The sequence below is a fragment of the Streptomyces sp. MMCC 100 genome (assembly GCF_041538145.2).
In the GTDB taxonomy this organism is placed as follows: Bacteria; Actinomycetota; Actinomycetes; order Streptomycetales; family Streptomycetaceae; genus Streptomyces.
This window is the reverse complement of record NZ_JBGORK020000001.1, coordinates 3,223,587-3,249,983: the sequence shown is the minus strand read 5'-3', so window position 1 is coordinate 3,249,983 and position 26,397 is coordinate 3,223,587. Positions and strand designations below refer to the sequence as shown.

Here is a 26,397-nt window from a genome sequence, read left to right as displayed (position 1 = left end):
GCCGCGGCGCGGGCCGGGTGCCCGGGTCCGTCAGGTGCCCGGCTTGCGGCCGTACACGTAGACGTCGTCGCCCTTCTTCAGCAGCGACCAGTACTTCTTGGCGTCGGTCTTCGTCATGTTGACGCAGCCGTGCGAGCCCGGCGGGTTCCACATGCTGACGCCGACGGAGTGGAAGGCCTGGCCCCCGTCGAAGAACTGGCTGTAGGGCATCGGCACGTGGTAGATGGTCGAGACGTGGTCGATGTTGCGCCAGTAGACCTTCTTCAGGCCGGTGCGGGTCTCGTAGCCGTTGCGCCCGGTGCGGACCGGGACCGGCCCGTACACCAGCTTCTTGCCGTCCTGGATCCAGCTCAGCTGGAGGCTGAGGTTCACACAGGCGATGCGGCCCTTGTCGGTCGGGCACTTGCCGGATTTGTTCGGGTTCTTCCCGACGGCCTTCTGCTTCGTCATCAGGTCCATCACCCCCCAGGTGATGGGACCCGCGTAGCCGGCGTCGGGCGTGATGCCGTGCTTGGTCTGGAAGGCGCGGATGGCCTTGCAGTCGGCGGTGGACTGCTTGCCGTCGGCCTTGCGGCCGAGGAACTTCTCCGCCTTCTTCTGGTACGGGCCCGCCTTCGCGGTGCAGCTCGCGGCCTGGGCCGGTGCGGCCGTGAGCGCGAGTGTGAGCGGTGCCACCAGTGCGGTGATCCCGAGTGCGACGGCTCCCCGTCGGCGTGTGTCCCCCATGGCCGGTCATGCCTTTCACGTCGAGGCGGTGCGCTGGGCGGAAGGTCGCCTTGGTGCGATCCCCGCCTGTTGGACCGCCGCCCGGCGGCTTTGGTTGCGCGCCGTCCGCCGCCGCGACGAAACAGTGACAAGGCCACCGGGCGGCCCTTACCCGTCAGTCCGTGCCGTCCGGCTCCTCCACGGCCCGCCGGAAGCCCGTGTTGACCGCGGTCAGACCGCCGTCGACCGCGAGGGTGGTGCCGGTGATCCAGGAGGCGTCGTGCGAGGCGAGGAAGGCGACGGCCGCCGCGATGTCCTCGGGCTCGCCGACCCGCCCCAGCGGGTAGAGCCCCCGTACCGCCGCCAGCTCCTCGTCCCGGCCCTCCCAGGCCGTGGTGCGCACCGTGCCCGGCGTCACGAGGTTGACCCGGACACCGCGCGGGGCGGCGTGCCCGGCGAGGGTGCGGGTCAGCGAGGCGAGCCCGGCCTTGGCGGCGCTGTAGGCGTGGTTGCCGAAGTCCTGGACCCCGTTGACGGAGCCGATGCTGACGATCGCGCCGCGTCCCGAGGCGGCGAGGTGGGGCAGCGCGGCCCGGCAGCAGCGGTAGGCGCCGGTGAGGGTGACGTCGAGGTCGCGCGCCCAGACCTCGTCCGGCTCGTCCTCGAAGAGCGGTGCGTCGGGCGTGCAGGCGTAGGCGTTGTTGACCAGCACGTCAAGCCCGCCGAAGGCGTCCACGGCGTGGGCGACGGCCGCCTCGACGGACGCCCGGTCGCTCACGTCGCAGGTGAACGCCTGGACGGCCAGTCCCCGTTCCGTCAGCTGCGCCGCCGTGCGCCGCGCCGCGGCGAGGTCCGTGTCGGTCAGCAGTACCCGGGCCCCCTCCGTCGCGAGCCGGCGCGCGGTGGCCGCGCCGATGCCCCGGGCCGCGCCCGTCACGAGTGCCGTGTGGTCGGTGAAACGCCTGGTGTCCGTCATGGGCCCGACGGTAGTACCGCGACGATCACAGCGGCAGATACCGTGCGGCCATGTCCGCGTTCCTGCGGCAACTCCCCGCGCTCATAGGCGTTGTCGTCGGAGCGCTCGGTTCCTGTCTCGCCGTGGTCCGCAGCGACCGGGCCCGGTTGCGGCGGGAGAGCGAGGTCCGCTGGAAGGAGCGCAGGCCCGCGGTGCACGCCGACCACGCGCGGACCCTGAAGACCTCCGTCACGCTGACGTACCGGGTCGCCGCCCATCCCTCGGCAACGACCCGCACCCGCATCCGCCGGCTCCCCGGGAGGCCGCGCCGGCCCAGGCCGAGGCCGCCGTCGCCCGGGACGCGGCCGGTGAGGCACTGCTCCTGCTGGGCAGCGAGGACGTGGCGAAAAGGCGCGGGTCCGGGTGGTGGCGGTGCTGGAGACGGAACGCTTCCTGCGCGAGGAGACCCGCGATCCGGAAGCCTGGCGGGCCCTGCTGGAAGGGCAGCGCACCCGCGAGGGCTGCTGCACGGCCGTACGGGAGGACCTGGCCCTGCCGCCGGGGCACGGCGCCCGGTGGCCGCTGCCGCCCGTCAGCGGTAACCGGTGACGTCGGCGGGCTTGTCCGGGTCCTGGACCTCGACGAGATAGCGCCAGGCGTCCGGGCGGCTGCCGTCGAGGTCGGTGAAGCCGTACTCCTGGGCGAGACCGCCGCTGGAGAGTGACTGCCCGTTGAAGCGCGCGACGCCGGGGTCGGCGGCGAGTGCGGTGACCGCGCGGCCGACGTAGCGGGGTGTCTCGGAGATGGCGAAGTGCGGGACGCGGTCGAGGGCGTCGCGCCAGTTCTCCTCGCGTACGCCGAAGTGGTCGAGCATCATCTCCGAACGCAGCCAGCCGGGGGTCAGCGCGACCGCCGTGGCTCCGCGGGGCCCCAGCTCGTGCCCGAGGGAGAAGGCCATGCGCAGGACGGACGTCTTGGCGAGGTCGTAGAAGAACGAGTTGCGGTAGTGGTCACGGTTGTAGGCGTCGGTGCCGTCGGTGACCTCGACGACCAGTCCGCCGGGGCGGCGCAGCAGCAGCGGCAGGGCGTGGTGGCTGGTGACGGCGTGGGTCTCGACCGCGAGCCGCAGCAGCCGGAGGCCGTTGCCGAGGTCGTGCTCCCAGACCGGGCTGTCCCACTCGAAGAGGGTCTCGCCGCCCCAGATGTCGTTGACCAGGAGGTCGAGGCGGGCCTGTTCGCGGGCGATGCGGTCGACGAGGGTGGCGACCTGCGCCGGGTCGAGGTGATCGACGGGTACGGCGATGCCGTGGCCGCCGGCCTCGGTGACCAGGTCGGCGGTGTCCTCGATGGTCTCTGGGCGGTCGTACTCCGAGCACCGGGTGCGGGTGCTGCGGCCGGTGACGTAGACGGTGGCGCCGGCCGCACCCAGTTCGACGGCGATGCCCCGTCCGGCGCCGCGGGTCGCCCCGGCGACCAGTGCGACCCTGCCCGCCAGCGGACCCTTCGGTGACCCTGTCATGTCCGGCTCCCGTTCCTCTCCCTCACGTGCCGCACGAGTTCATGTCCCGCACGGGCTCACGCCCCGCACGGGCGATGTCGTGTTCGAGGGTGCCCGGGAAGCCGGACGTCTTCTGTCACCTTTACCGCGTGTCCGGGGCGATCTTGCAGGCGATCGCCCCGGGCGGGTCAGTGCCCGCGCTTGATCCACTCCTCCAGGTGGGGGGCCTCGGCGCCGATGGTCGTGGGATCGCCGTGACCGGTGCGGACCTCTGTCTCGGGCGGGAGGACCAGCAGCTTGTCGCGGATCGAGTCGATGATCGTCGGGAAGTGGGAGTAGGAGCGGCCGGTCGCGCCCGGTCCGCCCTGGAAGAGGGTGTCGCCGGTGAAGACGGTGCCGAGGCCCGGGTCGTAGAGGCAGACCGCGCCGGGCGCGTGCCCCGGGGTGTGCAGGACGGTCAGGTCGGCGCCGGCGGCCTCGATGACGAGGCCGTCGGTCAGCCAGGCGTCCGGGTCACGGTCGGGGTGGGTCTGCTGCCACAGGGGCAGGTCGTCACGGTGCAGCCAGATGGTGGCGCCGGTGCGCTCGGCGAGCGCGGGCGCGGCGTTGACATGGTCGTTGTGGGCGTGGGTGCACACGATGGCGGTCAGCCGGCGGTCCCCGACGGCCTCGGCGATCGCGTCGGCGTCGTGGGCGGCGTCGATGACGACGACCTCGTGGTCGTCGCCGACGAGCCAGACGTTGTTGTCGACGTCCCAGGTGCCGCCGTCGAGGCTGAACTGCCCCGAGGTGACGACGCGTTCGATGCGGGGGGCCATCACAGCAGCACCACCGAACGCAGTACGTCACCGGCGTGCATCCGGTCGAAGGCCTGCTCCACCTCGTCGAGGCGGATCGTCTCGGTGACGAACTTGCCGAGGTCCAGGCGGCCCTGCAGGTGGAGGTCGATGAGCATCGGGAAGTCGCGGGAGGGCAGGCAGTCGCCGTACCAGGACGACTTGAGCGAGCCGCCGCGGCCGAACACGTCGAGCAGGGGCAGTTCCAGCTTCATCTCGGGCGTCGGCACACCGACGAGGACGACGGTGCCGGCCAGGTCGCGGGCGTAGAAGGCCTGCCGGTAGGTCTCCGGGCGGCCGACGGCCTCGATGACGACGTCCGCGCCGAAGCCGCCGGTCAGTTCGCGGATCGCCTCGACGGGGTCGGTCTCGCGGGAGTTGACGGTGTGGGTGGCGCCCATGGAGCGGGCGGTCTCCAGCTTGCGGTCGTCGATGTCCACGGCGATGACCTTGGAGGCGCCCGCCAGGTACGACCCGGCGATCGCCGCGTCGCCGACGCCGCCGCAGCCGATGACGGCGACGGTGTCGCCGCGGCCGACGTTGCCGGTGTTGATGGCGGCACCGATGCCGGCCATCACCCCGCAGCCGAGCAGCCCGGCCACCTCGGCGGAGACGGCCGGGTCGACCTTGGTGCACTGTCCGGCGGCGACCAGGGTCTTCTCGGCGAAGGCGCCGATCCCGAGGGCCGGGGAGAGCTCCTGGCCGCTCGAGGCGAGGGTCATCTTCTGCTCGGCGTTGTGCGTGTCGAAGCAGTACCAGGGCCGTCCGCGCCGACAGGCCCGGCATTTGCCGCACACGGCACGCCAGTTGAGGATCACGAAGTCGCCGGGGGCCACGTCGGTGACACCGGCGCCGACCGACTCGACCACGCCCGCGGCCTCGTGCCCGAGCAGGAAGGGAAACTCGTCGTTGATGCCGCCCTGCTTGTAGTGCAGGTCGGTGTGGCACACCCCGCAGGCCTGGATCTTGACCACGGCCTCGCCCGGGCCGGGGTCCGGCACGACGATCGTCTCGATCCGCACCGGTTCGTCCTTGCCCGGCGCGATCACGCCGCGTACTTCCTGCGCCATGCTCTGACCCCTTCCTCGGCCGTTCAGCTTTCTCCCAGACCCTACGCGCAAGTGATCGGAAAGGGGCAGGTGACGGGGCGGTTCGCGGGGTGCGGCCGGCCGCCCGTACACCGGCGGCTCGCCCGGCCGGACGCCCACGTAGCCTGAGTGCCCCGCCCGCGTGCCGAAGGAGCGACGTGACCACCGCGGAGCCGGAGACCGGTACGCCCGCCTGGGCGGCTGCTCCTGTCATACGTACGACCGCACCGCACGGTCCTGTTCGCGGGCGTCCTGCTTTCCCTGGTCACCGGCGCCACGGGGCTGTGGCTGCCGCTGGGGCGCGTGAGCTGATCGACGACCTGGCGCACGACCGGGCCATCACCGGGGCGCTGCCGGCCATGTCGGGGCTCGTGGTCGCCAACACGGCGCTCGGCGCGCTGGGTTCGTACGTGCTGCGGCGCACCGCGGAGTCGGTGGTCCTCGGGGCGCGGCGCACCCTGTCGTCGTGTCTGCTGCGGCTGCGGATCACGGCGGTGGACCGCACCGAGCCGGTGACCTGATGGCCCGGATCACCGCCGGCACGACCCTGCTGCGCAAGGTCACCACCGACCCCCTCATCGGCCTCGGTACCGGCGGGCTGACGCTGGTGGCGACGCTGGTGATGACGGGTGTGGTCGATCCGGTGCTGCTCGGGGTGACGCCGGCGGTGATCGTGGGGGCGGGCACGGTGCCGGGTCTGATCGTGCCCCGCATCAATCGCGCGAGCCGGCAGGCGCAGGACGCGGTGGGCGTGATGGGCGCCGCGCTGGAACGGATCCTCGGCGCGCTGCGCACGGTGAAGGCGTCGGGCGCCGAGCCCCGTGAGGAGCGGGCGCTGCACGAGGCGGCCGAGGAGTCCCGGCGGCAGAGCGTGCGCGCCGCCAAGTGGTCGGCCGCCGCGGGCAACACGGCCGGGCTCGCGATGCAGATCGTGGAACGGCTGCCGAACGGACTGGAGACGCTGGTCGGGCATCACGGCACCAAGCTGTCCGGGGGCGAGCGCCGGGGGTGCCCCCCAGGCCGTTCAGGCACTGGGGGAGGGTGGCCATCGCCCGTGCGCTGCTGCGCAGGCCGCGCCTGCTGCTGCTCGACGAGGCCGCCTCGCAGCTGGACGCGGTCAACGAGGCGGCGCTGCGCGACACCGTGACGGACGTGGCCCGGACGACCACGGTGCTGGTCGTCGCGCACCGGCTGTCCGCCGTGACGATGGCCGACCGGATCGTGGTGATGGACGCGGGGCGGGTCCGCGCGGTCGGCACACACCGGGAACTGGTGACCGCCGATCCGCGGTACGCGGAGCTGGCGGCCACCCAGTTCCTGGCGACCGGCGGCTGACCGAGGCGTCAGCCCAGGGCGGGAACGGCGCCGAAGAGAGGCGAGACCAGACCGGTGACCTGCTGGAGCTGCTCCAGGTCGTGCAGCCGGTTCAGCTGCTGGGACGGGAGGGGCATCTGCGCCCGGTCCTCGACGGGCATGTCACCGACCGCGAGTGAGTCGAGGGTGTTCGTCACGCTGAGCTTCTCCGTGCCCAGCGGGCCCCCGCCGGCCGCGCTCGCCATCGGGGCGGCGAGACCGGTGACACCGGCGGCGAGCCCGACAACGGCGACGATACGTCGTGTTGAGATCATGTGCTGAGCAACGCCGGCGGGCCGGGGACGGACACGGGCCGGCGGCGCCGGTCACCCGTGAGGACCAGCGTGACGGTCGCCGTTGCCCTGGGCGCCGGGACGGAGGAAGCTCGAAGGAGAGGGCCGAAGCGGCCCGTTCCCGATCCGGGCCGCGGCCTTCGAAGTGCGAAGGAGGTCGTCATGAGCACCACGGCAGGCCCCGGCTTCGACACCGAAGCACTGCGCCGGGGCATCGAAGGAAAGACGGCGGCACCCCTGTTGTCGCTGTACGCGCGGGACGCGGAGGTCCGCATCGTCGACCGGTACGACCAGCCGAGCCGCCCCAAGGTCCTGCACGGCAGGGACGAGATCGCCGAGATGCTCGACGACGTCTACGGCCGTGACATGACCCACCGGATGGCGCGCTGCGTCGTCCAGGGCGACCAGGCCGCGTTCACCGAGGAGTGCACCTATCCGGACGGCGTGCGGGTCCTTGCCGAGTCGATGCTGTCGCTGCGGGACGGCGAGATCGTCGAGCAGACCATGATCCAGGCGTGGGACGAGTAGTCGGGGGCGATCAGGTCAGCGTGTCCAGGCGCTGCACTCCATGACGTCGCCCGCCGCGACGCCGTACTCCGGCTGTGCCTCGGTGAACGTGGTCTCCGGGCCGAGTACGGCGCCGGTGGCCGGGTTCGTGATCAGCATGCGGCGCACGCCGGTCCCCCCGTGGACGTGGGCCTGGCCGCGCCGGCCGAGGCGGTCGGTGACCTCCCCGGCGGGCCGCAGTCCGCCGGTGTCGGCGAGGAGCCGGGTGGGCGACCTCCTGCCCGCCGCCGCGGCACAACTTCCGCACGCTGCCCCGTATCCGCAGCGAGTCCCCCGCCTTCGACCTGCACCGCTCCCCCACGGCCGGCGCGGAGCGGGAGCTGACCCTCCGGTGACCGGCGGGGAGAGCCGTTCCTCGACCGCCCGGGTGCTGATCGACGAGATCGAGGGCCATCTGCTCGTCGCCGCCCGCGAGGAGGGGCGTACGGCCGCCGAGCGCGCCGGGCGGCTGCGCGGAGAGTACGAGGAGCGGTGCCGGGCGCTGCGGCGCCGGCTGCTGGGGCGTGCGCGGTGTGCGGGTGTCCTGCTCCTGGAACGGGTGCAGTCGGGACCGGTCCCGTATGTCGTCCTCGCCCGCATGTGTGAGCCGGCCCGGCACGGGTAGTCGCCCGTCAACGGATGAGGCATGCATGTTCTCTGCACCACTCCCCCGGAAGGAGGTCCGTGACAGCGCACTCCAGAAGAAGCGACCGGGCCGCTTCCTCCGACACGGAGCGGCTCGGTCCGCACCGGGCGGCGTCCTCACGGGCGCTGCCCGTCCCTCTTTCCGCCGCCCCTCACCGCGGCGGCAGCCGGTGCAGCTCGACGTCCCCGACCCCGCCGTCGGCGACCGTGACGGTCATGTAGGTGCGGTACGGCTGACGGCGACGGTCCGTGGGCGAGCCCGGGTTGAGCAGCCGCAGGCCGGTGTCGGCGGTGGTGTCCCAGGGGATGTGGCTGTGCCCGAAGACGAGGACGTCGAGGTCGGGGAAGCGGGCGGCGCAGCGCGCCTCTCGCCCCTGTGCGGCGCCGGTCTCGTGCACGACGCCGAAGCGCAGGCCGCCCAGGTCCGCGTACGCCACTTCGGGCAGCCGGGCGCGCAGGGCGGGTCCGTCGTTGTTGCCGTACACCCCGACGAGTCTGCGACTGCGGCTCTCCAGCAGGTCGAGGGTGGCCGTGTCGACCCAGTCCCCCGCGTGCAGGACGACGTCCGCGCGCGGGATCTCCGCCAGCAGCGGCGCCGGCAGTTCCTTCGCGCGCTTGGGCAGGTGGGTGTCGGACGTGATCAGCAGACGCACGTGGTCCAGTTTAATCGACAGGTAAAACTGTGCAGTCTCGGCTGGACAGTTTTAGCTGTCGAATTTACGGTGGGGCCAGGCGCCGGCCGGCAGGCACGGCGCCGCCACCGACGCGGGCCGGGCCGGACACCGGCGAACCCCGAACCATCCGAAAGGCACCACCTCATGACCGTCACCGCCCTCGACCGCCGCACCGCCCTCGTCGTGGTCGACCTGCAGGCCGGTATCGTCGCCGCGCCGACCGAGCCGTACTCCGGCGCCGAGGTCGTCGCCCGGAGCGCCGAACTGGCCGAAGCCTTCCGGGCCCGCGACCTGCCCGTGGTGCTGGTCCGGGTCTCCTTCGCCGCCGACGGGGCGGACGCCGTGCCCGGGCGCACGGAAGCCACAGGCGCCGGCGGTCCGCGGCCCGAGGGCTGGGACGTCGTCGTCGACGAACTGGCCGGGCACCCCGGCGACATCACCGTCACCAAGCGCAACTGGGGCGCGTTCCACGGCACCGGCCTCGATGTCCAGCTGCGCCGCCGCGGCGTCACCCAGATCGTGCTGACCGGCATCGCCACCAGCATCGGCGTGGAGTCCACCGCCCGCGCCGCCCACGAGCACGGCTACCACGTCACGCTCGCCACCGACGCGATGAGCGACATGAGCGCCGAGGCGCACCGCGGCAGCGTCGAGCGGATCTTCCCGCGCCTGGGCGAGACGGGTACGACGCGGGAGATCCTGGAGCTGCTCGCCAAGACGCACGGCTGACGGGCCGAACGCCGCCCGTCAGCCCGCGTCGGTGCGCCGCTTGAGCGGCTCCCACCAGGCCCGGTTGTCCCGGTACCAGGCGACGGTCTCGGCCAGCCCGGCCGCGAAGTCGCGGCGGGGTCGGTAGCCCAGCTCCTCGCGGGCCTTGCTCGAGTCGACCGAGTAGCGCAGGTCGTGGCCCTTGCGGTCCTCGACGTGCACGACCCGGTCCGGGCCCGCGCCGCAGGCGTCGAGGAGCAGGCCGGTGAGGTCGCGATTGCTCAACTCGGTGCCGCCGCCGATGTTGTAGACCTCGCCGGCCCGGCCGGCGGTGCGGACCAGGTCCACACCGCGGCAGTGGTCGTCGACGTGCAGCCAGTCGCGGACGTTGCGTCCGTCCCCGTACAACGGGACCCGGCGGCCGTCCAGGAGGTGGGTGACGAACAGCGGCACGAGCTTCTCGGGGAACTGGTGCGGGCCGTAGTTGTTGGAGCACCGGGTCACCCGTACGTCGAGGCCGTGGGTGCGGTGGTACGAGAGGGCCAGCAGGTCGCCCGACGCCTTCGACGCGGAGTACGGGGAACTCGGCCGCAGCGGATGCTCCTCGGTCGCCGAGCCGGACTCCACGGAGCCGTAGACCTCGTCGGTGGAGACGTGCACGAAGAGCCCCACGCCGTGGCGCAGGGCGGCGTCCAGCAGGTTCTGGGTGCCGACGACGTTGGTGAGGACGAAGTCGGCCGCGGCGTGGATCGACCGGTCCACGTGGGACTCGGCGGCGAAGTGCACCACCTGGTCCGCCCCGGCCGTCAGCTTGTCCACGAGCACCGGGTCCCGGATGTCGCCGTGCACGAACTCCAGCCGGGGATGGCCGAGTTCGAGGTTGGCGGTGGTTCCGGCGTAGGTGAGGGCGTCCAGCACGGTGATCCGGGGTGCCCCGGGCTCGTCGGAGGCGAGGAGCCTGCGGACGTATCGGGAGCCGATGAATCCGGCGGCGCCGGTGACCAGGATGTTCATGAGCGGTTCGGTGCCTTGCTGCGGTCGGGGACGGAGGCTGCGGACGCCGGTGACGCTACCGGTGTGCGCTGCGCCGCTCGCCACGGGCCCGGAACGCGCACCGCGCCGGCCTCGAGGCCGACGCGCTGGGCGGTGTCGCCACCCTCGGGGCTCGCTCAGTCCTCGCCCCGGACGATGTTCGACTCCTGGCCCGGCTGCGGTGCGCGGGGGGCGCTGCCGTCCTCGACGGCCGGCACGCAGGTGCGCATCACGCCCCTGCTCCGCAGGCGGCGGGCTTTTGACCAGCCGGTCTCCAGCCGACGGCTAGCGGCTTTGTCGCCGGTGTCCGTGGTCACGGGGCATCATCTTCCTTCTGGTTCCGCGTCTTCCGCGATGGTGCGCTCGCCCTCCCGGGTCCCCTCGTGGGGCGCCGTGAAACACCGGGCGCATGTGCCCTGCGGTGCCTACGGGTTGGGCCGGGCCACGCTGATGTCACCCAGCGCCGACTCCGGGTCGCGTTCCATGGCCAGGTCGCCGAGGGAGACGATCCCGACCGGGTGGCCGTCGTCGACGACCGGGACACGACGGACGGCGTGCTCGCGCATCAGCTCGACGGCATGGCTCAGCTCCTCGTCGGACCGCACGGTCACCATGTCGTCGCTGCAGGCACCGGCCACGGTGGTCTGCTCCGGGTCACCGCCCTCGGCGAGCGACCGGATCACCAGGTCGCGGTCGGTGACCAGGCCGCGCAGCCGGTCGCCCTCCGTGACCAGGACGGCGCCGAGGTCCCGGTCGCGCATGATGCGGGCCACGGCCGTGACGGAGGTCAGCGGCTCGACGGTCACCGGGTCGCCGGTCATGATGTCGCGGACGTACTGGGTCATGGGATGCTCCTCGGTTGCCTGGCTTCTCCACTCGCTCGTGGCACCTGGCTTCTCCACTGGTTCATGGCTGCCTGGCCTTGCCACCGGCTCGTGGTGTGACCGGGCGGGTACCCGGCGTGGCGCCGCCCGCACCTCGGCGACATCGGTGCCGTGGGGCGCGGCCCGGAGCGCTCAGCCGCCGCCCACCGGGATCTCGCTCCACACCTGCTTGCCCCCGCTGACCGGCAGGGTCCCCCAGGTCGCCGACATCGCCTCGACCAGGAGGATGCCGCGTCCGCCCGTGGCCTCCCAGCCGATGCTGGTCGGCTTGACGGGCGTACGCGGCGAGGCGTCGGCGACCGCGACGCGCAGCCGGCCGCTGATCAGGGTGAGGTCGAGCCGCACCTTGCCGTCGGTGTGCACCAGCGCGTTGGTGACCAGCTCGGAGACGATCAGCAGGACGCCGTCGATGTCGTCGTCGGGTACCTCCCAGGAGCGCAGGGTGCGCCGGGTGAAGCGGCGGGCGTGCCGCACGGCCTCCGGCAGCCGCCACACCGACCAGCTCTCGCGCAGCGGGCGCAGGGCCATGCCGTCGTAGCGCACCAGCAGCAGGGCGACGTCGTCGTTGCGGCGGGCGTTGCCGAGCAGGGCGTCGGCGACGAGCCCGAGGTGGGTGGGGTCGGAGACGGCCAGCGCGTGCGCGAACCGGTCCATGCCCTCGTCGATGTCGGCGCCGGGCGACTCCACGAGGCCGTCCGTGGTGAGGGCGATCAGGGTGCCGGGCCGCAGTCCCAGCGGGCTCATCGGGAAGTCGGCCTGCGTCACCACACCGAGCGGCGGGCCGCCCTCCACCTCCGCGATCTCCGTGCTGCCGTCGGGGTGGCGCAGCACCGGCGGCAGGTGCCCGGCCCGCACGCACCAGGCGGAGCCCTGCTCCATGTCGAGGTCGACGTAGACGCAGGTGGCGAAGAGGTCGGTCTCCATGCCGGTCAGCAGGCGGTTGGCGTGCGAGACCACCACGTCCGGCGGGTGGCCCTCGACGGCGTAGGCGCGCAGGGCCGTGCGCATCTGGCCCATGAGGGTGGCCGCGCCGGCGCTGTGGCCCTGGACGTCGCCGATGACGAGGGCGACGTGGTGGTCGGGCAGCGGGATCACGTCGTACCAGTCGCCGCCCAGCTCCAGTCCCGCCGTACTGGGCAGGTAACGGGCCACGGCGACCGCGCCGGGCAGCTTCGGAAGGCGGCGCGGCAGCAGCTGGCGCTGGAGCATGCCGACCAGCTCGTGCTCGGCGTCGAAGGCGTGGGCGCGCATCAGGGCCTGCCCGGCGAGGCCCGCGGAGGCGGTGAGCAGGGCGCGCTCGTCGGGGCCGAAGTCGTGCGGGGCGTCCCAGCCGATCAGGCAGGCGCCGGCCATACGGCCGCCCGCGGGCAGCGGCAGCACGGCCAGGCCGCCGGGGCCGACGTCGGCGAGGGCGGGTTCCAGGTCGCCGGTGCCGGCGGGCCAGATCCGGGCCCGTCCCTCGCGCAGCGCGGCGGCGAGGGTGGGCATGGCCCGTACCGGCGCGTCCGGCCACTCGGTGCGCCACTCCAGGCGCCACAGCTCGGGCCAGGACTCGGGGTCGGGCGGGTCGAGGACGGTGACGACCAGCCGGTCGTTCTCCAGCTCGGCCAGCGCGATCCGGTCGGCGCGCAGCGGTCTGCGCAGGGCGGCGACGACGGCCTGGCTGACGTCGCGGACGGTCCCGGCGGTGGCGAGCGCGGCGGCGAGCCGCTGGACGCGGGCGACGTCGGTCACGTCCGGGCGCAGGGTGGAGGCGTCGACGACGGTGCCGACCAGGCGGGCCGGCCGGCCGTCACCGCCGGGCAGCAGGCGCCCGCTGAGCCGGAGCCACTTCGGCGGGCCGGTGGGCTGCAGCACCCGGAACTCCAGCTCGCGCTCGCCGATGGTCATGTGGTCGGACTCGGTCACCGACATCAGCGACGGCAGGTCCTCCGGCACGGCGAGGCCGAGCAGCGTCTCGACCTTGCCGTCGAATTCCTCGGGGGCGAGGCCGAACAGACGCAGGATGTCACCTCCGACCTCCGCCCGGCCGGTGTCCATGGCCAGGGTGAAGGCGTCCGGCCGGAGCTCACCGGACTCGGCGGTGTCGACGGCCTCGGCCGGGGCGGGGCAGGTCATGGCCTCGGCGATCAGTCCGAGGCACTCGCGGTCGTCGGCGTCGAACCCGCCCGCGCGCTCGGTCAGGACGAGGAGGCAGCCGCCGCCGTCCCCGTGCACGGGCAGGACGGCCAGCGAGAAGCCGCTCGACGGCACGTGCCGCGACTCCGCCGATCCGGCGAACTCCTCCGGCCCGATCCACACGGTCTCGCCGGCGCGGTGGGCGTCGGCGACCGGGGAGCCGCCCGCGGCGGGATAGCTGTCGCGTACGCCGTACAGGGTGCGCGGCACACCGGCCGACGCGACCAGGCAGAGCAGCTCGCGGTCGTCGCCGGGCGTGTAGAGCGCGGCGAAGGAGGCGCCCGCGAAGACCAGCGCCTGCTCGAGGATCCCGCGCAGCCGTTCCTCCGGCTCCGGGCCGGCCGCGATCGCCTTCAGGGCGCCCTCGGCACGCAGCGCCTTCGGTCCGCGTTCCGTAGTGCCCTCTTCGACCACGTCGCCATTACAGCGCTTATGGGACATCTGCGCAGCCCCTACGGACCGGGTACGGGCGTTCAGAGGCGCTCAGGGGCTCGCGGACATGCGCTTCGCGCCGCCGAGCGGCGCGGGCGGGCACGTGCCGAGGGACACGGGCCGAGGGACAGGGGCCTCGGGACAGGGGCCTCGGGCCTCGGGACACGGGACACGGGACCGGACATCACACGTTCCGTACACGCACGCCGGACACGAACCGGTGCGGCACGCGACGCGGCACGGAGCCGGGCAGGGTGGTCCGGGGCCCGGGGGCTGCCGCGCAGGTGACCGAGGCCCGGGCGCCGTCCACCGGACACCGCCCGCCCGGCCGGCACGACCATCGGGCCGCCGCCGGCCCCGCCCGGTCCGCCGGGGGGCCGGGCAGCGGCCCGGAGGGCGATTCCCGTCAGCCCGTCAGCCCGTCAGCCCGTCGGCCCCGAGCCGTCCCCGCTGCCCATGTCGTCGCCCGCCGCACCGGGCCCGTCACCGGCGTTCCCCGCCTCCCCGGCACCCGCGCCCGCACCGCCGGGCTGCTCGCCACCGGGCTGCTCGCCGCCCGCCTGCTCACCACCGCCCGCCTGGTCGCCCGCGCCGCCGGCCCCTTCGTCGCCGAGGGTGGCGCCGACCGCCTCCAGGGCGGTGGTGACCGGCTGGAAGAAGGTCTCGCCCCCGGCAGTGCAGTCACCGCTGCCGCCGGAGGTCAGGCCGATCGCGAGGCCGTCCCGGGTGAACAGGGAGCCGCCGCTGTCGCCCGGCTCGGCGCAGACGTCGGTCTGTATGAGGCCCGTGACCGTGCCCTCGGGGTAGTTGACGGTGGCGTCCAGGCCGAGGACCTGACCGTCGGCCAGTCCGGTAGTGCTGCCCATGCGGAAGACCTCCTGACCGACCGTCGCCTCGGCCGCCCGGCTGATCGGCAGGGTCTGGTCGCCGAGGTTCACCTCGCTCGGGGCCTCGGTCGCCGGGTCGTCGTACCTGACGAGCGCGAAGTCGCCCTCGCCGGGGAAGACCGCCTGGTCGACGGTGGCGATCGGCTGCCCGCCCTGCGCGTCGGACCACTGGTCGGCCGCGACCCCGCAGTGACCGGCCGTCAGGAAGGCGGGTGAGCCGTCGCCCGCGGTGACGTTGAAGCCGAGCGAGCAGCGCGCTCCGCCGCCGAAGATTGCGTCGCCGCCCGACGCGAAGGTCTTGAAGGTGCCGGCGGACTTCCTGACGGTCGCCATGCCGGAGCCGAGGCCCTCGACGGTCGACTCGAGGCGGTCCCACCGGTCGCCCGTGACGGTGCTGTCGGCGGTCACCAGGATCTTGTTGGTGCGCGGGTCGATCGCCCACGAGGTGCCCGGGATGCTCGCCTCGGACTTCAGGGTCTGCGCGCCGCTCCTCAGCTCGCCCATGCTGTTGTCGACCTCGCGGATCTCCGCGCCCGCCTTCTTCGCCTGCACGACGACCTGGTTGTCGTCTCCGGGCACGACGTTGACGACGAGCTGCTGCGCGCCGGAGTCGTAGTAGGAGCCGGCGAAGGTGTCGCCGAGCAGGCCGGCGAGGCGTGAGGCGAGATCCGACGCGTCCGCCGCCTTGAGGGTCCTGGGCGCCGCTGCGGCGTCCGAGGAGCCGCCGTCCTGCGAGGCGTTGGCGTTCGGCAGCAGGATGGCGGCGGCGCCGAGCGCGACCACACCGCCCGCCGCCATCGCGGCCTTGCGCTTCGGGATTCGCTTGTGACTCAACCTACTCGACCTCCTGGGACCGGGGTTGGTGCCGCCGGTCCGGCAGCTGTTGGGGGGCGCCCGGACGGCTGTTGGTACGCACGGGCCGGTCGGGGTGTTCAGACGGACCGTCGAGTCGCACCGGAGGCACGCCGTTGCACGCCACTTCGGCACCCTCCGCGTTCGTTTGGCGACGTACTGTTCCGATCACGGAGCGGAATGACTGCTTCAGCGAATCTGCACATCGAATGCCCAACCCGGTCACTCTCGTCGGCGCATCTGCACAAGCCCGCGGCGGCCCGTACGCCTTTGGGGCGGGAGTGTCCCAATCGCCTACGCGCGGGCAAGGGATCGCACGGGCCGATGTCGCCCGCCGTGTGAAGAAGTCGCCGCGAAGGCGTGCGCCCTCCTGCACGCTTCGGTGCCCGGACCTTGCAAGTGCGCTGGTGAGAGGGGTGATTGATTGGAAGCCCGGACCGGCCGCGTGCTTTGATCCATCGCACCGCGGGGGCCGCGGAGGGCTCTGGAAACGGGCGCCCGGCGCCTGCGGCCGCGGCCGTCATCTGTCCCCAGAGGGGGCCGCTCCCCCCTTGTGAAATGGCTATACGAAGGGAAGTTCCATCATGAACTCCACCCCCCAGGTTGAGACCGTCGAGATCTCCGACGCCGACCTCGACAACGTCTCCGGCGGCCTGAACGTGAACGCCGTCGGCACCGTCACCGGCCTGGTGGACGGCATCGCCCCGGTCTCCGGCGTGCTCAACACGGCCGTCGGCACCGTCGAGGGTGTCACCGGCCTGAACACCGCCCCGGTCACGGGTCTGGTCGCCGGTCTCTGATCGCGCCCTTGCGTCGCTGAGTCCCGGAGCCGTCCAGGTTCCGGGACTTTTCGGCCGTTCTCATAGAGCCCGGGATACGTCAGCCGTGCAGTTCCGCCAACAGGCCCTCACAAAACTCCAGTCACCGGACGAGCTCGACCTCCCGGTGCGTTTCGCCCGTCCCCAGGGCTGGCTGGTGCTGTCCGTGACCGTGGTCGCGATGGCCGCCGCGTCCGTGTGGGCGGTGGGCGGCTCGGTGACCTCCACGGTCTCCGCGCCTGCCATCCTCACCCACGGGCAGGGCAGCTACCTGCTGCAGAGCCCCGTCTCCGGGCAGGTCACCGCGGTCCTCGCCCGCCCGGGTCAGCGGCTGGCCGCCGACGCCCCGGTGCTCAAGGTCCGCACCGCCAAGGGCGAGACCGTGGTCCGCACCGTCGACGCCGGCCGGGTCAGCGCGCTCGCGGCCACCGTGGGGCAGATCATCCAGACCGGCGCGAACGTCGCCTCGGTCGAGAAGGTCGCCCACGCCGACGACCCCCTCTACGCCACCGTCTACGTCCCCGCCGAGAACGCCGCCGCCGTCCCCGCGCACGCCTCCGTCGACCTGACCGTCCAGTCGGTGCCGACACAGCAGTACGGCGTCCTGCACGGCGAGGTGAAGTCCGTGGACCGCTCGGCGCAGTCGGCGCAGACGATCGGCGCGTTCCTCGGGGACAGCTCGCTCGGCGAGCAGTTCACCGAGGACGGCAGGCCGGTGGCCGTGACGGTCCGGCTGGCGGTCTCCGAGTCCACGAAGAGCGGCTACGAGTGGTCCTCGGCCGACGGGCCGCCGTTCGAGCTGACCTCCATGACCCTGGCCTCGGGCTCGATCCGGCTGGCCGACCAGCGTCCCGTCGATTGGCTGCTGCCGTGAGCACCGCACAGGAGACCCGGGGCAGGCGCCGTGCCGCCCCGCCGAGACGCAGCGTGCCGAAGGGCCGCGCGAAAACCGTCCGCACGCCCACCGTGCTCCAGATGGAGGCGGTGGAGTGCGGCGCCGCCTCCCTCGCGATGGTGCTGGGGCACTACGGCCGCCATGTCCCGCTGGAGGAGCTGCGTATCGCCTGCGGTGTCTCCCGCGACGGGTCGCGCGCCAGCAATCTGCTGAAGGCGGCGCGCAGTTACGGGTTCACCGCCAAGGGCATGCAGATGGACCTGGCCGCCCTCGCCGAGGTGACGGCACCGGCCATCCTCTTCTGGGAGTTCAACCACTACGTCGTCTACGACGGCATGGGGCGCCGGTTCGGGCGGCGCGGCGTGTTCATCAACGACCCGGGCAAGGGCCGCCGTTTCGTGTCCCTGGAGGACTTCGACGGGTCCTTCACCGGTGTCGTGCTGACCATGGAGCCCGGCGACGACTTCACCCGCGGCGGTCGCAAGCCCGGTGTGCTCGGCGCGATGCCCGCCCGGCTGCGCGGAACCGCCGGCACGCTGCCCGCCGCCGTGCTGGCGAGCCTGCTCCTGGTGGCGGTCGGCGCGGCGGTGCCCGCGCTCAGCCGCACCTACATCGACATGTTCCTGATCGGGGGGCAGACCTCGCTGCTCGGCGTGCTGTTCGCGTCGATGGGTGCCTGTGTGCTGCTCACGGTGGTGCTGACCTGGCTCCAGCAGGCCAACCTGCTGCACGGCCGCATCATCTCCTCGACCCTCTCCAGCGCCCGGTTCCTGCGACACCTGCTGCGGCTGCCGGTGACCTTCTTCTCCCAGCGCAGCCCCGCCGACCTGGTGCAGCGCCTGCAGTCCAACGACGCCGTCGCCGAGACGCTGGCCCGCGACCTCGCCGCGGCGGGGGTGGACGCGATCGTGGTCGTCCTGTACGCCGTGCTGCTGTACACGTACGACCCCCAGCTCACCTTCGTCGGCATCGGTGTGGCGCTGCTCAACATCCTCGCGATGCGGGTGGTGATCCGGTTGCGCGCCACCCGTACGGCGAAGCTGCGGGCGGACACGGCGCGGCTGACCAACACCGCGTACACCGGCCTCCAGCTGATCGAGACGATGAAGGCGACGGGCGGCGAGGACGGCTACTTCCGCAAGTGGGCCGGCCAGCACGCCACCACGTTGGAGGAGCAGCAGCGGCTCGGGGTGCCGAGTGCCTGGCTGGGGGTGGTCGCGCCGACGCTGGCGACGCTGAACAGCGCGCTGATCCTGTGGATCGGCGGCATGCGCGCGGTCGAGGGCCACATCTCGGTCGGTCTGCTGGTCGCCTTCCAGGCGCTGGTGGTCCGCTTCACCGCCCCGCTGACGCGGCTGAACGGTGTCGCGGGCCGCATCCAGGACTTCGCGGCCGACGTGGCCCGGCTGAAGGACGTGGAGAACTTCCGGGCGGACCCGCTCTACGACCGCCCCGGCGGCAGCGACTCCACGCGCCGGCTGCACGGTCACGTCGAGCTGCAGAACGTCTCCTTCGGCTACAACCCGCTCGACAAGCCGTTGCTGACCGGTTTCGACCTGACCGTCGGGCCGGGGCAGCAGGTGGCCCTGGTGGGCGGTTCGGGCAGCGGCAAGTCGACGGTGTCACGGCTGATCTCGGGCCTGTACGCGCCCTGGGACGGCGTGATCCGCATCGACGGGCAGCGGCTCGACGACATCCCGCGCGGGGCGCTGGCGTCGTCCGTCTCCTTCGTCGACCAGGACGTGTTCCTGTTCGAGGGCTCGGTGCGCGACAACGTGGCGCTGTGGGACCCGTCGATCCCCGACGACGCCGTGGTGGACGCGCTCAAGGACGCCGCGCTGTACGACGTGGTGATGCGCAGGCCGGGCGGCATCCACAGCCCGGTCGAGCAGGACGGCCGCAACTTCTCCGGCGGGCAGCGCCAGCGCCTGGAGATCGCGCGGGCCCTGGTGCGCCGGCCCAGCATCCTGGTCCTGGACGAGGTGACCAGCGCGCTGGACGCGGAGACCGAGCTGGTGGTCATGGACAACCTGCGCCGGCGCGGCTGTGCCTGCGTGGTGATCGCGCACCGGCTCAGCACGGTGCGGGACAGCGACGAGATCGTCGTCCTGGAGCACGGCACGGTCGTGGAGCGCGGGCGGCACGCGGAGCTGGTGGCACACGGTGGCGCGTACGCGGCGCTGGTCAGGGAGCGGTGAGATGACGAGCGTGCAAGAAGGACACGGCGACCTCGTCCTCGGGGCGCTCGGCTCGCTGGGCACCCGCGTCGACTGCGCCGGCTTCAACCGCCTCGACCTGGAGGGGCCGCAGGTGCTGTGGCTCGTGGTGTCCGGCGCGGTGGACCTGTTCGCGGTCGACGCCGGGGAACAGGGGCACTGGCACCACCTGGGGCGCCTGGAGGCGGGTTCGGTGCTGCTCGGGCCGGTCGCCGGGCCGCAGCACACGCTGGTGGCGCGTCCGCTGAGGGACTGCGTCGTGCACCGCATCGCACTGCGCGAGCTGTACCAGCCGGCGAACACCCAGACGTGGTCCTACGACGCGTACGGCAACCCGCAGTACGTGCCGCCGACGACGAGCCCGCTGGAATACGCCCTGGCCCTCGGCGTGGGCCGCGGTCTGACGGTCCTCTTCCAGGCGCCGATGGCCACCGAGCGGGCGGACGCGCCCAACGACGACGACGTGTTCTGGATGCAGGTCCCGCCGGGCAGCGTGCAGTACGGGGCGGTGTACGGCGAGGAGGCGGCCGCCGACCTGCTGATGGACCCGGCGCTGTGGCAGAGCGTGGTCGACCAGCAGTACCGGCTGCTGACCACCCTGGACCGCTGGATCGAGCAGCTGGAGCGCACCCACGAGACGCGTACCGCGGCCGGTATCAAGGCCGGTGAGGCGGTGCGCGCGCAGGCCGACCGGACGCTGCTGGCCTCCATCGGCAAGCGGTCGGCGCAGCGCACCACGGCCGCCGACGCCGACGCCACGTACGCGGCCTGCAGGCTGGTCGCCCGCGCCGCCGGGATTCCGCTCGCCGAGCCGGCCCTGGGCGGCACCGAGAGCGACCGGCTCGACCCGGTGGAACGCATCGCGCTCGCCTCACGCGTGCGCACCAGGTGCGTACGGCTCGAGGACCGCTGGTGGCGCGACGACGTCGGGCCGCTGGTCGGGCACCGGACCCTGTCGGGGGCGCCGGTGGCGCTGCTGTGGCGGCGCGGCGGCTATGTGGCCGTGCACCCGGCGACCGGTCGTGAGACGCCGGTGGAGAAGGCGAACGCCGGGGAGTTCGAGCCGCGCGCGGTGATGTTCTACCGTCCGCTGCCCGAGCGCCGGCTCGGTCCGCTCAGGCTGCTGCGGTTCTGTCTGTCGGGCACCCGCGGGGATCTGACCGGTCTGCTGCTCGCCGGCCTTGTGACGGTGGGGCTCGGCGCCCTGGTGCCGATCGCGACGGGCAAGGTGCTCGGCGAGTTCGTGCCGAAGGCCCAGACCGGGCTGATCGTGCAGGTGTGTCTCGCGGTGATGCTGAGCAGTGTCGTCGCGGCGGCCTTCATGCTGTTGCAGAACCTCACCATCCTGCGCCTGGAGGGCCGGATCGAGGCGACGCTCCAGCCCGCCGTGTGGGACCGGCTGCTGCGGCTGCCGACGAAGTTCTTCACCGAGCGCTCCACCGGCGAGCTGGCGAGCGCGGCCATGGGCATCAGCGCGATCCGCAGACTGCTGGCGGGGGTCGGTCCGACGGTGGCCCAGTCGGTGACCGTCGGTGCGGTGAACCTGGTCCTGTTGCTCTGGTACAGCGTGCCGATGGCGCTGGCCGCGATCGGCATGCTGGTGGTCGTCGCCGGGGTCTTCCTGGGCCTCGGGCTGTGGCAGGTGCGCTGGCAGCGGCGGCTGGTCAAGCTCACCAACAAGCTGAACAACCAGGCGTTCCAGACGCTGCGCGGGCTGCCCAAGCTGCGGGTGGCGGCGGCCGAGAACTACGCCTATGCGGCGTGGGCGGAGCGGTTCGCGCACAGCCGGGAGCTGCAGCAGCGGGCGGGACGGATCAAGAACCTCAACGCGGTGCTCGGCGCGGTGTACCTGCCGCTGTGCACGCTGTTGATGTTCATGCTGCTCGCCGGTCCGGCGCGCGGTTCGATGTCGGCGGCGGAGTTCCTCACCTTCAACGCGTCGGTGACGATGCTGCTGACCTCGGTGACCCAGTTGACCGGCGCGTTCGTGTCGGGGGTGGCGGCGCTGCCGCTGTTCGAGGAGATCAGGCCGGTGCTGGACGCGACGCCCGAGGTGCGGACGGCGAGCACCCGGCCGGGGCCGCTGTCGGGGGCGATCGAGGCGCGTCGGCTGTCCTTCCGGTACACCGACGACGGGCCGCTGGTCCTGGACGACGTGTCGTTCGCGGTGCGGCCGGGCGAGTTCGTGGCGGTCGTCGGCCCCAGCGGCTGCGGCAAGTCGACCCTGCTGCGGCTGCTGATCGGCTTCGACCGGCCGCTGTCGGGCAGCGTCCTGTACGACGGCCAGGACCTGGCCGCGCTGGACCAGTCGGCGGTGCGCCGGCAGTGCGGCGTGGTGCTCCAGCACGCGCAGCCGTTCACCGGCTCGATCCTGGACGTCATCTGCGGCACCGAGCCGTACACGCCCGAGGAGGCGATGGCGGCGGCCGAGATGGCGGGGCTCGCTGAGGACATCAGGCGGATGCCGATGGGCCTGCACACCATCGTGTCGGGCAGCGGGGCGGTCTCCGGGGGCCAGCGGCAGCGGCTGATGATCGCGCAGGCGCTGATCCGCCGGCCGCGCATCCTCTTCTTCGACGAGGCCACCAGCGCGCTGGACAACGAGACGCAGCGCACGGTGATCGAGTCCACCAAGGCGCTCAACGCCACCCGCGTCGTGATCGCGCACCGTCTGTCCACGGTGCTGGACGCCGACCGCGTGATCGTGATGGAGGACGGCAGGGTCGCCCAGCAGGGCCCGCCGGCCGAGCTGCTCGCCGACACGGGCGGCCGGCTGCACGAGCTGGTGCGGCGGCAGCTGGCCTGACCGGCGCTCACATGGGTACCTGTTGCCCTCATGCGGATCAGCGTGGTGGATGTGGGGTCGAACACGGTCCGGCTCGTGGTGGCGGACGCCGAGGGCGGGGTCCCGCTGCCGGTGCACACGGCGAAGTGGCGACTGCGGCTGTCGGAGCAGGTCAGGCCGGGCGGCCCGGTCCCCGAGGAGGCCGTGGAGCGGCTCGTGTCGGCGGTCGCCGACGCGAGCAGGACCGCGGACCGGTGGGGTGCCTCGGGACCGCTGGCCTTCGCGACCGCCGTGGTGCGCGCCGCGCCGAACCGGCGTGAGGTGCTGCGCACCGTCCAGGCCCGCACCGGCGTGCCGCTGTGCACCCTGCCGGGCGAGGTGGAGGCGGAGCTGACGTTCCTCGGGGCCCGGCGCTGGATGGGCTGGCGTGCGGGTCCGCTCGCCCTGCTCGACATCGGCGGCGGATCGCTGGAGGTCGCGTTCGGGCGTGGCCGGCTGCCCGGCTTCGTGGCCTCGCTGCCGCTGGGGGCGGCCCGGCTGACCCACGAGTTCCTGGCGGGTGGCCAGGACCCGGCGTCGCGGGACCAGGTCAAGGCGTTGCGCCGCAAGGTCCGCCACCAGCTGCGGGACGTGGCGGCGCGGATCCGCTGGGAGGGGCCGCGGACCGCCGTGGCCACCTCGCGGACCTTCCAGCAGCTGGGGCGGCTCTGCGGTGCCCCGCCCGGCCGGCACGGGCCGTTCATGGAGCGGCGGATGCTCTGCTCGGACCTCGGGGACGCGGTCGGCCGGCTGGCCGCCCTGTCCGCCGACGAGCGAGCCCGGCTGCCCGGCATCTCCGCGCCCCGTTCGGCGCAGAGTCTGGCCGGCGCCGTCGTGGGGCACACGGCGATGAAGCTGACCGGTCTCGAGTCGGTGACTCTCTGTCCCTGGGCGATCCGGGAGGGAGTCCTGCTGCGCCACATCGAGGACGGCCCGTCCTGGTGGGCCGAGGTGGTCCGCCACAGCGACGAGGCCGTGGCAGCGGCACCGGTGCCGCTGCGCCTGGCGTCCACGTCCAACTGAACAACCGGAAGCAGTACGAGGAGAGGAGAATTTCGTGTCCCAGAACGGCGAGCACGACCACAAACAGCCCGAGACCTCCATCGAGGAGGTGCTGCGCGAGATCGAGGAGTCCAGGCCCCGCGACGCGGAGTCCGACGAGGGCGAGCACCGGGGCGAGGCGGGGGACGCCACCTCTCCGAACACCGGCGCCCAGAAGGACGTCGAGGGCGAGTGACACGCGGCTCCGCGGCCGGGGGTGCCACGGCGGTGTCCGGGTACTCGCGGCGCATGGAGTACGACCGCGAAGGACCACGACTGCCGACGCCCCGGGGACCGGTCTCCGAGGCCGTCGGCGCCCGTCTGCGCGGGACGGGACCGTTGCCGGGCCCCGAGACCGTCGCCGCCGCGCCGGTGTACGGCGACGATCTGCAGCTCGCCCTGTACCAGTGCTACGAGCTGCACTACCGGGGGTTCGCGGGCGTCTCCCCCGACCTCGAGTGGGACCCCGGCCTGCTGGGCGTCCGCGCCGAGCTGGAGCGGCGCTTCCTGTCCGCCCTGCGGGACGGCACCCCGGTCCACGAGAGCGTGGCGGACGCGGTCGGGGCGCTGCTCGTCGAGCCCGTCCACGGCGAGGGCGTCAGTCACTTCCTGCGGGACGAGGGCGAGTTGTGGCAGCTGCGCGAGTACGCCGCCCAGCGCTCCCTGTACCACCTCAAGGAGGCCGACCCTCACGCCTGGGTGCTGCCGCGGCTGTGGGGCCGTTCGAAGGCGGCGATGGCGGCGGTGGAGTTCGACGAGTACGGCGGCGGCCGCGCCGACCGGGTGCACGCCCGCCTGTTCGCCGACCTGATGACGGACCTGGGCCTGGACATGACGTACGGGGCCCATCTCGACGCCGCCTCGGCCGAGTGCCTGGCCACGGTGAACATGATGTCCCTGTTCGGCCTGCACCGGGCCCTGCGCGGCGCGCTGGTGGGGCATTTCGCGGCGGTGGAGATCACCTCGTCGCCCGGGTCCCGGCGGCTCGCCGAGGCGATGCGCCGCACCGGTGCCGGACCGGCCGCCGAGCACTTCTACGACGAGCACGTCGAGGCCGACGCGGTGCACGAGCAGATCGTGCGGCACGAGGTGATCGACGGCCTGCTGGAGCAGGAACCCTGGCTCGCGGCGGACGTCGCGTTCGGCATCGACGCCACCGGGCATCTGGAGGACCGCTTCGGCGCCCAGTTGCTCGCCGCCTGGCGGGCGGGACGGTCGTCGCTGCGCACCCCGCTGCCGGCCACGCCGCATGTCCGTGCGGGAACTTTTCATATTTCGTGACGGCCGGGGTACCTGGGGTCCGTGAATTTCATGGTGCTACCGGGCGTCTATGCCCCTCAGGAGGACACCGCCCTGCTGGCCGGTGCGCTGTCCGACGAGTCGTTCCCGCCGGGCGCGGCCGTGCTCGACGTGGGCACCGGCACGGGCGCACTCGCCCTGGCGGCGGCGCTGCGGGGCGGCCGGGTGACCGCGGTGGACGTGTCGTGGCGCGCGGTGTGTGCCGCGCGGCTCAACGCCGCCCGGGCCGGGCTGCGGATCCGCGTCCGGCACGGCAACCTCTTCACGCCCGTACGCGGTGAGTCGTTCGACCTGGTGCTGGCCAACCCGCCGTACGTGCCGGCACCCACCGGCGGCCGCCGGCCGCGTGGTGCCGCCCGGGCCTGGGACGCGGGCCACGACGGCCGCATGGTCCTGGACCGGATCTGCCTGGATGTGCCCGGCCTGCTGCGGCCCGGTGGTGTGCTGCTGCTCGTGCAGTCGGCGCTCAGCGACCCCGCGAGGACCGAGGCGCTGCTGCGCGAGGCGGGCCTGAAGGCCGCGGTGACCCGGCGGCGGCGGATCGCGTTCGGTCCCGTGGTGCGCGGCCGGGAGCGCTGGCTGCGGCAGCGCGGGCTGCTGTCCCTGGCCGAGCACGAGGAGGAGCTGGTGGTCGTCCGTGCCGAACTCCCCGTCTGACACCCCTCGCCCGGCCGGGGCCCCGCGCCGGATCAAGGTCCAGCGCCGGGGGCCGCTCCTGGTGGAGGGGCCGGTGGAGGTGGAGCTGGAGGACGGGACGACGGTGTCCTCCGACCGCTTCCGGGTCGCACTGTGCACCTGCCGTCGCAGCCGGCGCTATCCCTGGTGCGACACCAGCCACCGCGCCCGGTCGTCCGGGGCCGGTGACGGGCCGGCCGCGAAGGAGTGACCGGCCCCCGGGCCGGGAGGACGGCGGACGGCCCCACTCCGTCCGCCGTCCCCGGTGCGGGCCCGCGGGACCCGTACGGCGGCGCTCGCACTCCCCAGTGGCGAGCAGCCGGTCACGCCGCACGGTTCCGGCGGTCCCGGTCTCTCAGAACGTGAAGACGCTCGCGCTGCCCGCGTTCTTCACGCACTCGTTGGCGAAGGTGCGTTCGTAGGAGAGGCGCCGGCCCTGCCAGACGCCGTCGACGGTGACGACCACGGGGGCGTACTCCCGGGTGCACATCACCGAGTCCTCGGCGGCCAGAGCGCCGGGGTCCCCGTCCGCGGCGCGCAGCTCGGCGCAGGCCGCGTCGGCCGCCGGGTGGGTGCCGGAGACGGTCGGGGCGCAGGTCAGGGTGACCGCGCGCAGGGGTGCGGCGGTGGCAGCGCTCTCTCCGTGCCCCACGGTCAGCACCAGGGCCGAGGGGGCGTAGAGCGACGCGGGGGCGGTGGCCGGGGAGGCGAGGGAGGCCCCGGCGAGGGGCCCGCAGACGGCGGTGGCCGTCAGGCCCAGAGTCGCTGCCCAGCGCGCGGTGTTCCGCATTGTGTGCATCCTTCCGCTCGTTTCGAGGGTGGTGCCGGCCCGGCTCGGTCGGTGCCGGAACGGCGAGCGCGAGTCTGCCGAGTCCGGCACCGGAACTCATCTCGACCCCACGGATTTCAGTAACCTTGGGTATTCAATCAGTGGCGTGAAGTCACGGAATTCGAACGTTCCAAGTCCGGAACTGGGCGATTCTTGATCGATTATTGAGATCAGAACTGGCCGAATGGCGTGATCCGCACGTTCGCCAATAGTCCTGAAACACCCCCGAAACAG

Annotated in this window: 25 protein-coding genes and 3 pseudogenes; 14 read left to right on the top strand and 14 right to left on the bottom strand. The window is 73.1% G+C overall.

The window, feature by feature from the left end; all coding sequences use genetic code 11:
- Positions 1-30 precede the first annotated feature (30 nt).
- Both ABS735_RS15075 and ABS735_RS15070 read right to left on the bottom strand, forming a co-directional pair.
- Complete coding sequence (locus ABS735_RS15075; protein WP_373905665.1) at positions 31-726, bottom strand: L,D-transpeptidase family protein; 696 nt, start codon at positions 724-726, stop codon at positions 31-33.
- 154 nt (positions 727-880) lie between these two features.
- The gene (locus tag ABS735_RS15070) at positions 881-1,681 is read right to left on the bottom strand and encodes an SDR family NAD(P)-dependent oxidoreductase (RefSeq protein ID WP_373905666.1); all 801 of its coding nucleotides are present in this window, start codon (positions 1,679-1,681) and stop codon (positions 881-883) included.
- Between the two features lie 50 nt (positions 1,682-1,731).
- On the opposite strand from ABS735_RS15070, the pseudogene ABS735_RS15065 reads away from it, so the two are divergent.
- Positions 1,732-2,269, top strand: a pseudogene (locus ABS735_RS15065) (hypothetical protein).
- Here the strand turns inward: ABS735_RS15065 and ABS735_RS15060 are convergent.
- The 3 genes from ABS735_RS15060 to ABS735_RS15050 form a co-directional block, all read right to left on the bottom strand.
- A complete protein-coding gene (locus ABS735_RS15060; RefSeq protein ID WP_373905667.1) occupies positions 2,253-3,179 on the bottom strand; it encodes an SDR family oxidoreductase in 927 nt (308 codons plus the stop codon). The pseudogene ABS735_RS15065 and the gene ABS735_RS15060 overlap by 17 nt on opposite strands.
- A 167-nt stretch (positions 3,180-3,346) precedes the next feature.
- The gene (locus ABS735_RS15055) at positions 3,347-3,976 is read right to left on the bottom strand and encodes an MBL fold metallo-hydrolase (protein ID WP_373905668.1); all 630 of its coding nucleotides are present in this window, start codon (positions 3,974-3,976) and stop codon (positions 3,347-3,349) included.
- A complete protein-coding gene (locus tag ABS735_RS15050) occupies positions 3,976-5,064 on the bottom strand; it encodes an S-(hydroxymethyl)mycothiol dehydrogenase (RefSeq protein ID WP_373905669.1) in 1,089 nt (362 codons plus the stop codon). Before ABS735_RS15050 ends, ABS735_RS15055 begins: the two co-directional genes overlap by 1 nt.
- A 176-nt stretch (positions 5,065-5,240) precedes the next feature.
- Between ABS735_RS15050 and ABS735_RS15045 the strand changes: the two are divergent.
- Positions 5,241-6,417, top strand: a pseudogene (locus tag ABS735_RS15045) (ABC transporter transmembrane domain-containing protein).
- A gap of 8 nt (positions 6,418-6,425) precedes the next feature.
- On the opposite strand, the gene ABS735_RS15040 reads toward ABS735_RS15045, so the two are convergent.
- Entirely contained in the window at positions 6,426-6,710 is a 285-nt protein-coding gene (locus ABS735_RS15040; RefSeq protein ID WP_373905670.1) for a hypothetical protein, read from the bottom strand.
- A gap of 180 nt (positions 6,711-6,890) precedes the next feature.
- Here ABS735_RS15040 and ABS735_RS15035 point away from each other — a divergent pair, with 180 nt between their 5' ends.
- Entirely contained in the window at positions 6,891-7,256 is a 366-nt protein-coding gene (locus ABS735_RS15035) for a nuclear transport factor 2 family protein (protein ID WP_373905671.1), read from the top strand.
- A gap of 15 nt (positions 7,257-7,271) precedes the next feature.
- On the opposite strand, the pseudogene ABS735_RS15030 reads toward ABS735_RS15035, so the two are convergent.
- Positions 7,272-7,499 (bottom strand): annotated as a pseudogene (locus ABS735_RS15030) (CU044_5270 family protein); the annotation flags it as partial.
- Between the two features lie 127 nt (positions 7,500-7,626).
- On the opposite strand from ABS735_RS15030, the gene ABS735_RS15025 reads away from it, so the two are divergent.
- Positions 7,627-7,899, top strand: coding sequence for a hypothetical protein (locus ABS735_RS15025; RefSeq protein WP_373906234.1), 273 nt, complete (start codon positions 7,627-7,629; stop codon positions 7,897-7,899).
- Between the two features lie 172 nt (positions 7,900-8,071).
- Here ABS735_RS15025 and ABS735_RS15020 read toward each other — a convergent pair whose 3' ends face one another.
- Positions 8,072-8,572, bottom strand: coding sequence for a metallophosphoesterase family protein (locus ABS735_RS15020; RefSeq protein ID WP_373905672.1), 501 nt, complete (start codon positions 8,570-8,572; stop codon positions 8,072-8,074).
- A gap of 165 nt (positions 8,573-8,737) precedes the next feature.
- Here ABS735_RS15020 and ABS735_RS15015 point away from each other — a divergent pair, with 165 nt between their 5' ends.
- Positions 8,738-9,322, top strand: coding sequence for a hydrolase (locus ABS735_RS15015; RefSeq protein ID WP_373905673.1), 585 nt, complete (start codon positions 8,738-8,740; stop codon positions 9,320-9,322).
- 18 nt (positions 9,323-9,340) lie between these two features.
- On the opposite strand, the gene rfbB is transcribed toward ABS735_RS15015, so the two are convergent.
- From rfbB to ABS735_RS14990, 5 genes are all read right to left on the bottom strand, one after another.
- The gene (gene rfbB, locus ABS735_RS15010) at positions 9,341-10,315 is read right to left on the bottom strand and encodes a dTDP-glucose 4,6-dehydratase (protein WP_373905674.1); all 975 of its coding nucleotides are present in this window, start codon (positions 10,313-10,315) and stop codon (positions 9,341-9,343) included.
- 155 nt (positions 10,316-10,470) lie between these two features.
- The gene (locus ABS735_RS15005) at positions 10,471-10,650 is read right to left on the bottom strand and encodes a hypothetical protein (RefSeq protein ID WP_373905675.1); all 180 of its coding nucleotides are present in this window, start codon (positions 10,648-10,650) and stop codon (positions 10,471-10,473) included.
- A 108-nt stretch (positions 10,651-10,758) separates the two neighbouring features.
- Positions 10,759-11,178, bottom strand: a complete 420-nt coding sequence (locus ABS735_RS15000) for a CBS domain-containing protein (protein ID WP_373905676.1) — start codon at positions 11,176-11,178, stop codon at positions 10,759-10,761.
- A gap of 171 nt (positions 11,179-11,349) precedes the next feature.
- Complete coding sequence (locus tag ABS735_RS14995; RefSeq protein WP_373905677.1) at positions 11,350-13,836, bottom strand: SpoIIE family protein phosphatase; 2,487 nt, start codon at positions 13,834-13,836, stop codon at positions 11,350-11,352.
- A gap of 413 nt (positions 13,837-14,249) precedes the next feature.
- Positions 14,250-15,548, bottom strand: a complete 1,299-nt coding sequence (locus ABS735_RS14990) for a S1 family peptidase (protein WP_373905678.1) — start codon at positions 15,546-15,548, stop codon at positions 14,250-14,252.
- A 602-nt stretch (positions 15,549-16,150) separates the two neighbouring features.
- On the opposite strand from ABS735_RS14990, the gene ABS735_RS14985 reads away from it, so the two are divergent.
- The 9 genes from ABS735_RS14985 to ABS735_RS14945 all read left to right on the top strand — a co-directional run bounded on the left by ABS735_RS14985 (position 16,151) and on the right by ABS735_RS14945 (position 25,545).
- Positions 16,151-16,366, top strand: a complete 216-nt coding sequence (locus ABS735_RS14985) for a type A2 lantipeptide (protein WP_373905679.1) — start codon at positions 16,151-16,153, stop codon at positions 16,364-16,366.
- An 85-nt stretch (positions 16,367-16,451) separates the two neighbouring features.
- Positions 16,452-17,258 carry a biotin/lipoyl-containing protein gene (locus tag ABS735_RS14980; protein WP_373905680.1) on the top strand — a complete coding sequence of 269 codons (807 nt, stop codon included), beginning with the start codon at positions 16,452-16,454 and terminating at the stop codon, positions 17,256-17,258.
- Positions 17,255-19,477, top strand: a complete 2,223-nt coding sequence (locus tag ABS735_RS14975; protein WP_373905681.1) for an NHLP family bacteriocin export ABC transporter peptidase/permease/ATPase subunit — start codon at positions 17,255-17,257, stop codon at positions 19,475-19,477. The genes ABS735_RS14980 and ABS735_RS14975 overlap by 4 nt, the downstream gene beginning before the upstream one ends.
- Position 19,478: 1 nt before the next feature.
- Entirely contained in the window at positions 19,479-22,301 is a 2,823-nt protein-coding gene (locus ABS735_RS14970; protein ID WP_373905682.1) for an NHLP bacteriocin export ABC transporter permease/ATPase subunit, read from the top strand.
- 30 nt (positions 22,302-22,331) lie between these two features.
- A complete protein-coding gene (locus ABS735_RS14965) occupies positions 22,332-23,342 on the top strand; it encodes a Ppx/GppA family phosphatase (protein WP_373905683.1) in 1,011 nt (336 codons plus the stop codon).
- Between the two features lie 34 nt (positions 23,343-23,376).
- Positions 23,377-23,556, top strand: coding sequence for a hypothetical protein (locus ABS735_RS14960; RefSeq protein WP_373905684.1), 180 nt, complete (start codon positions 23,377-23,379; stop codon positions 23,554-23,556).
- 53 nt (positions 23,557-23,609) lie between these two features.
- On the top strand, positions 23,610-24,641 hold the full coding sequence (locus ABS735_RS14955; RefSeq protein WP_373906209.1) for an iron-containing redox enzyme family protein: 1,032 nt from the start codon (positions 23,610-23,612) through the stop codon (positions 24,639-24,641).
- A gap of 30 nt (positions 24,642-24,671) precedes the next feature.
- Complete coding sequence (locus ABS735_RS14950; protein WP_373905685.1) at positions 24,672-25,316, top strand: HemK2/MTQ2 family protein methyltransferase; 645 nt, start codon at positions 24,672-24,674, stop codon at positions 25,314-25,316.
- Complete coding sequence (locus tag ABS735_RS14945; RefSeq protein WP_373905686.1) at positions 25,297-25,545, top strand: CDGSH iron-sulfur domain-containing protein; 249 nt, start codon at positions 25,297-25,299, stop codon at positions 25,543-25,545. Before ABS735_RS14950 ends, ABS735_RS14945 begins: the two co-directional genes overlap by 20 nt.
- Before the next feature lie 144 nt (positions 25,546-25,689).
- Here the strand turns inward: ABS735_RS14945 and ABS735_RS14940 are convergent, their stop codons facing one another.
- Complete coding sequence (locus ABS735_RS14940; protein ID WP_373905687.1) at positions 25,690-26,124, bottom strand: protease inhibitor; 435 nt, start codon at positions 26,122-26,124, stop codon at positions 25,690-25,692.
- Between the last annotated feature and the right edge of the window lie 273 nt (positions 26,125-26,397).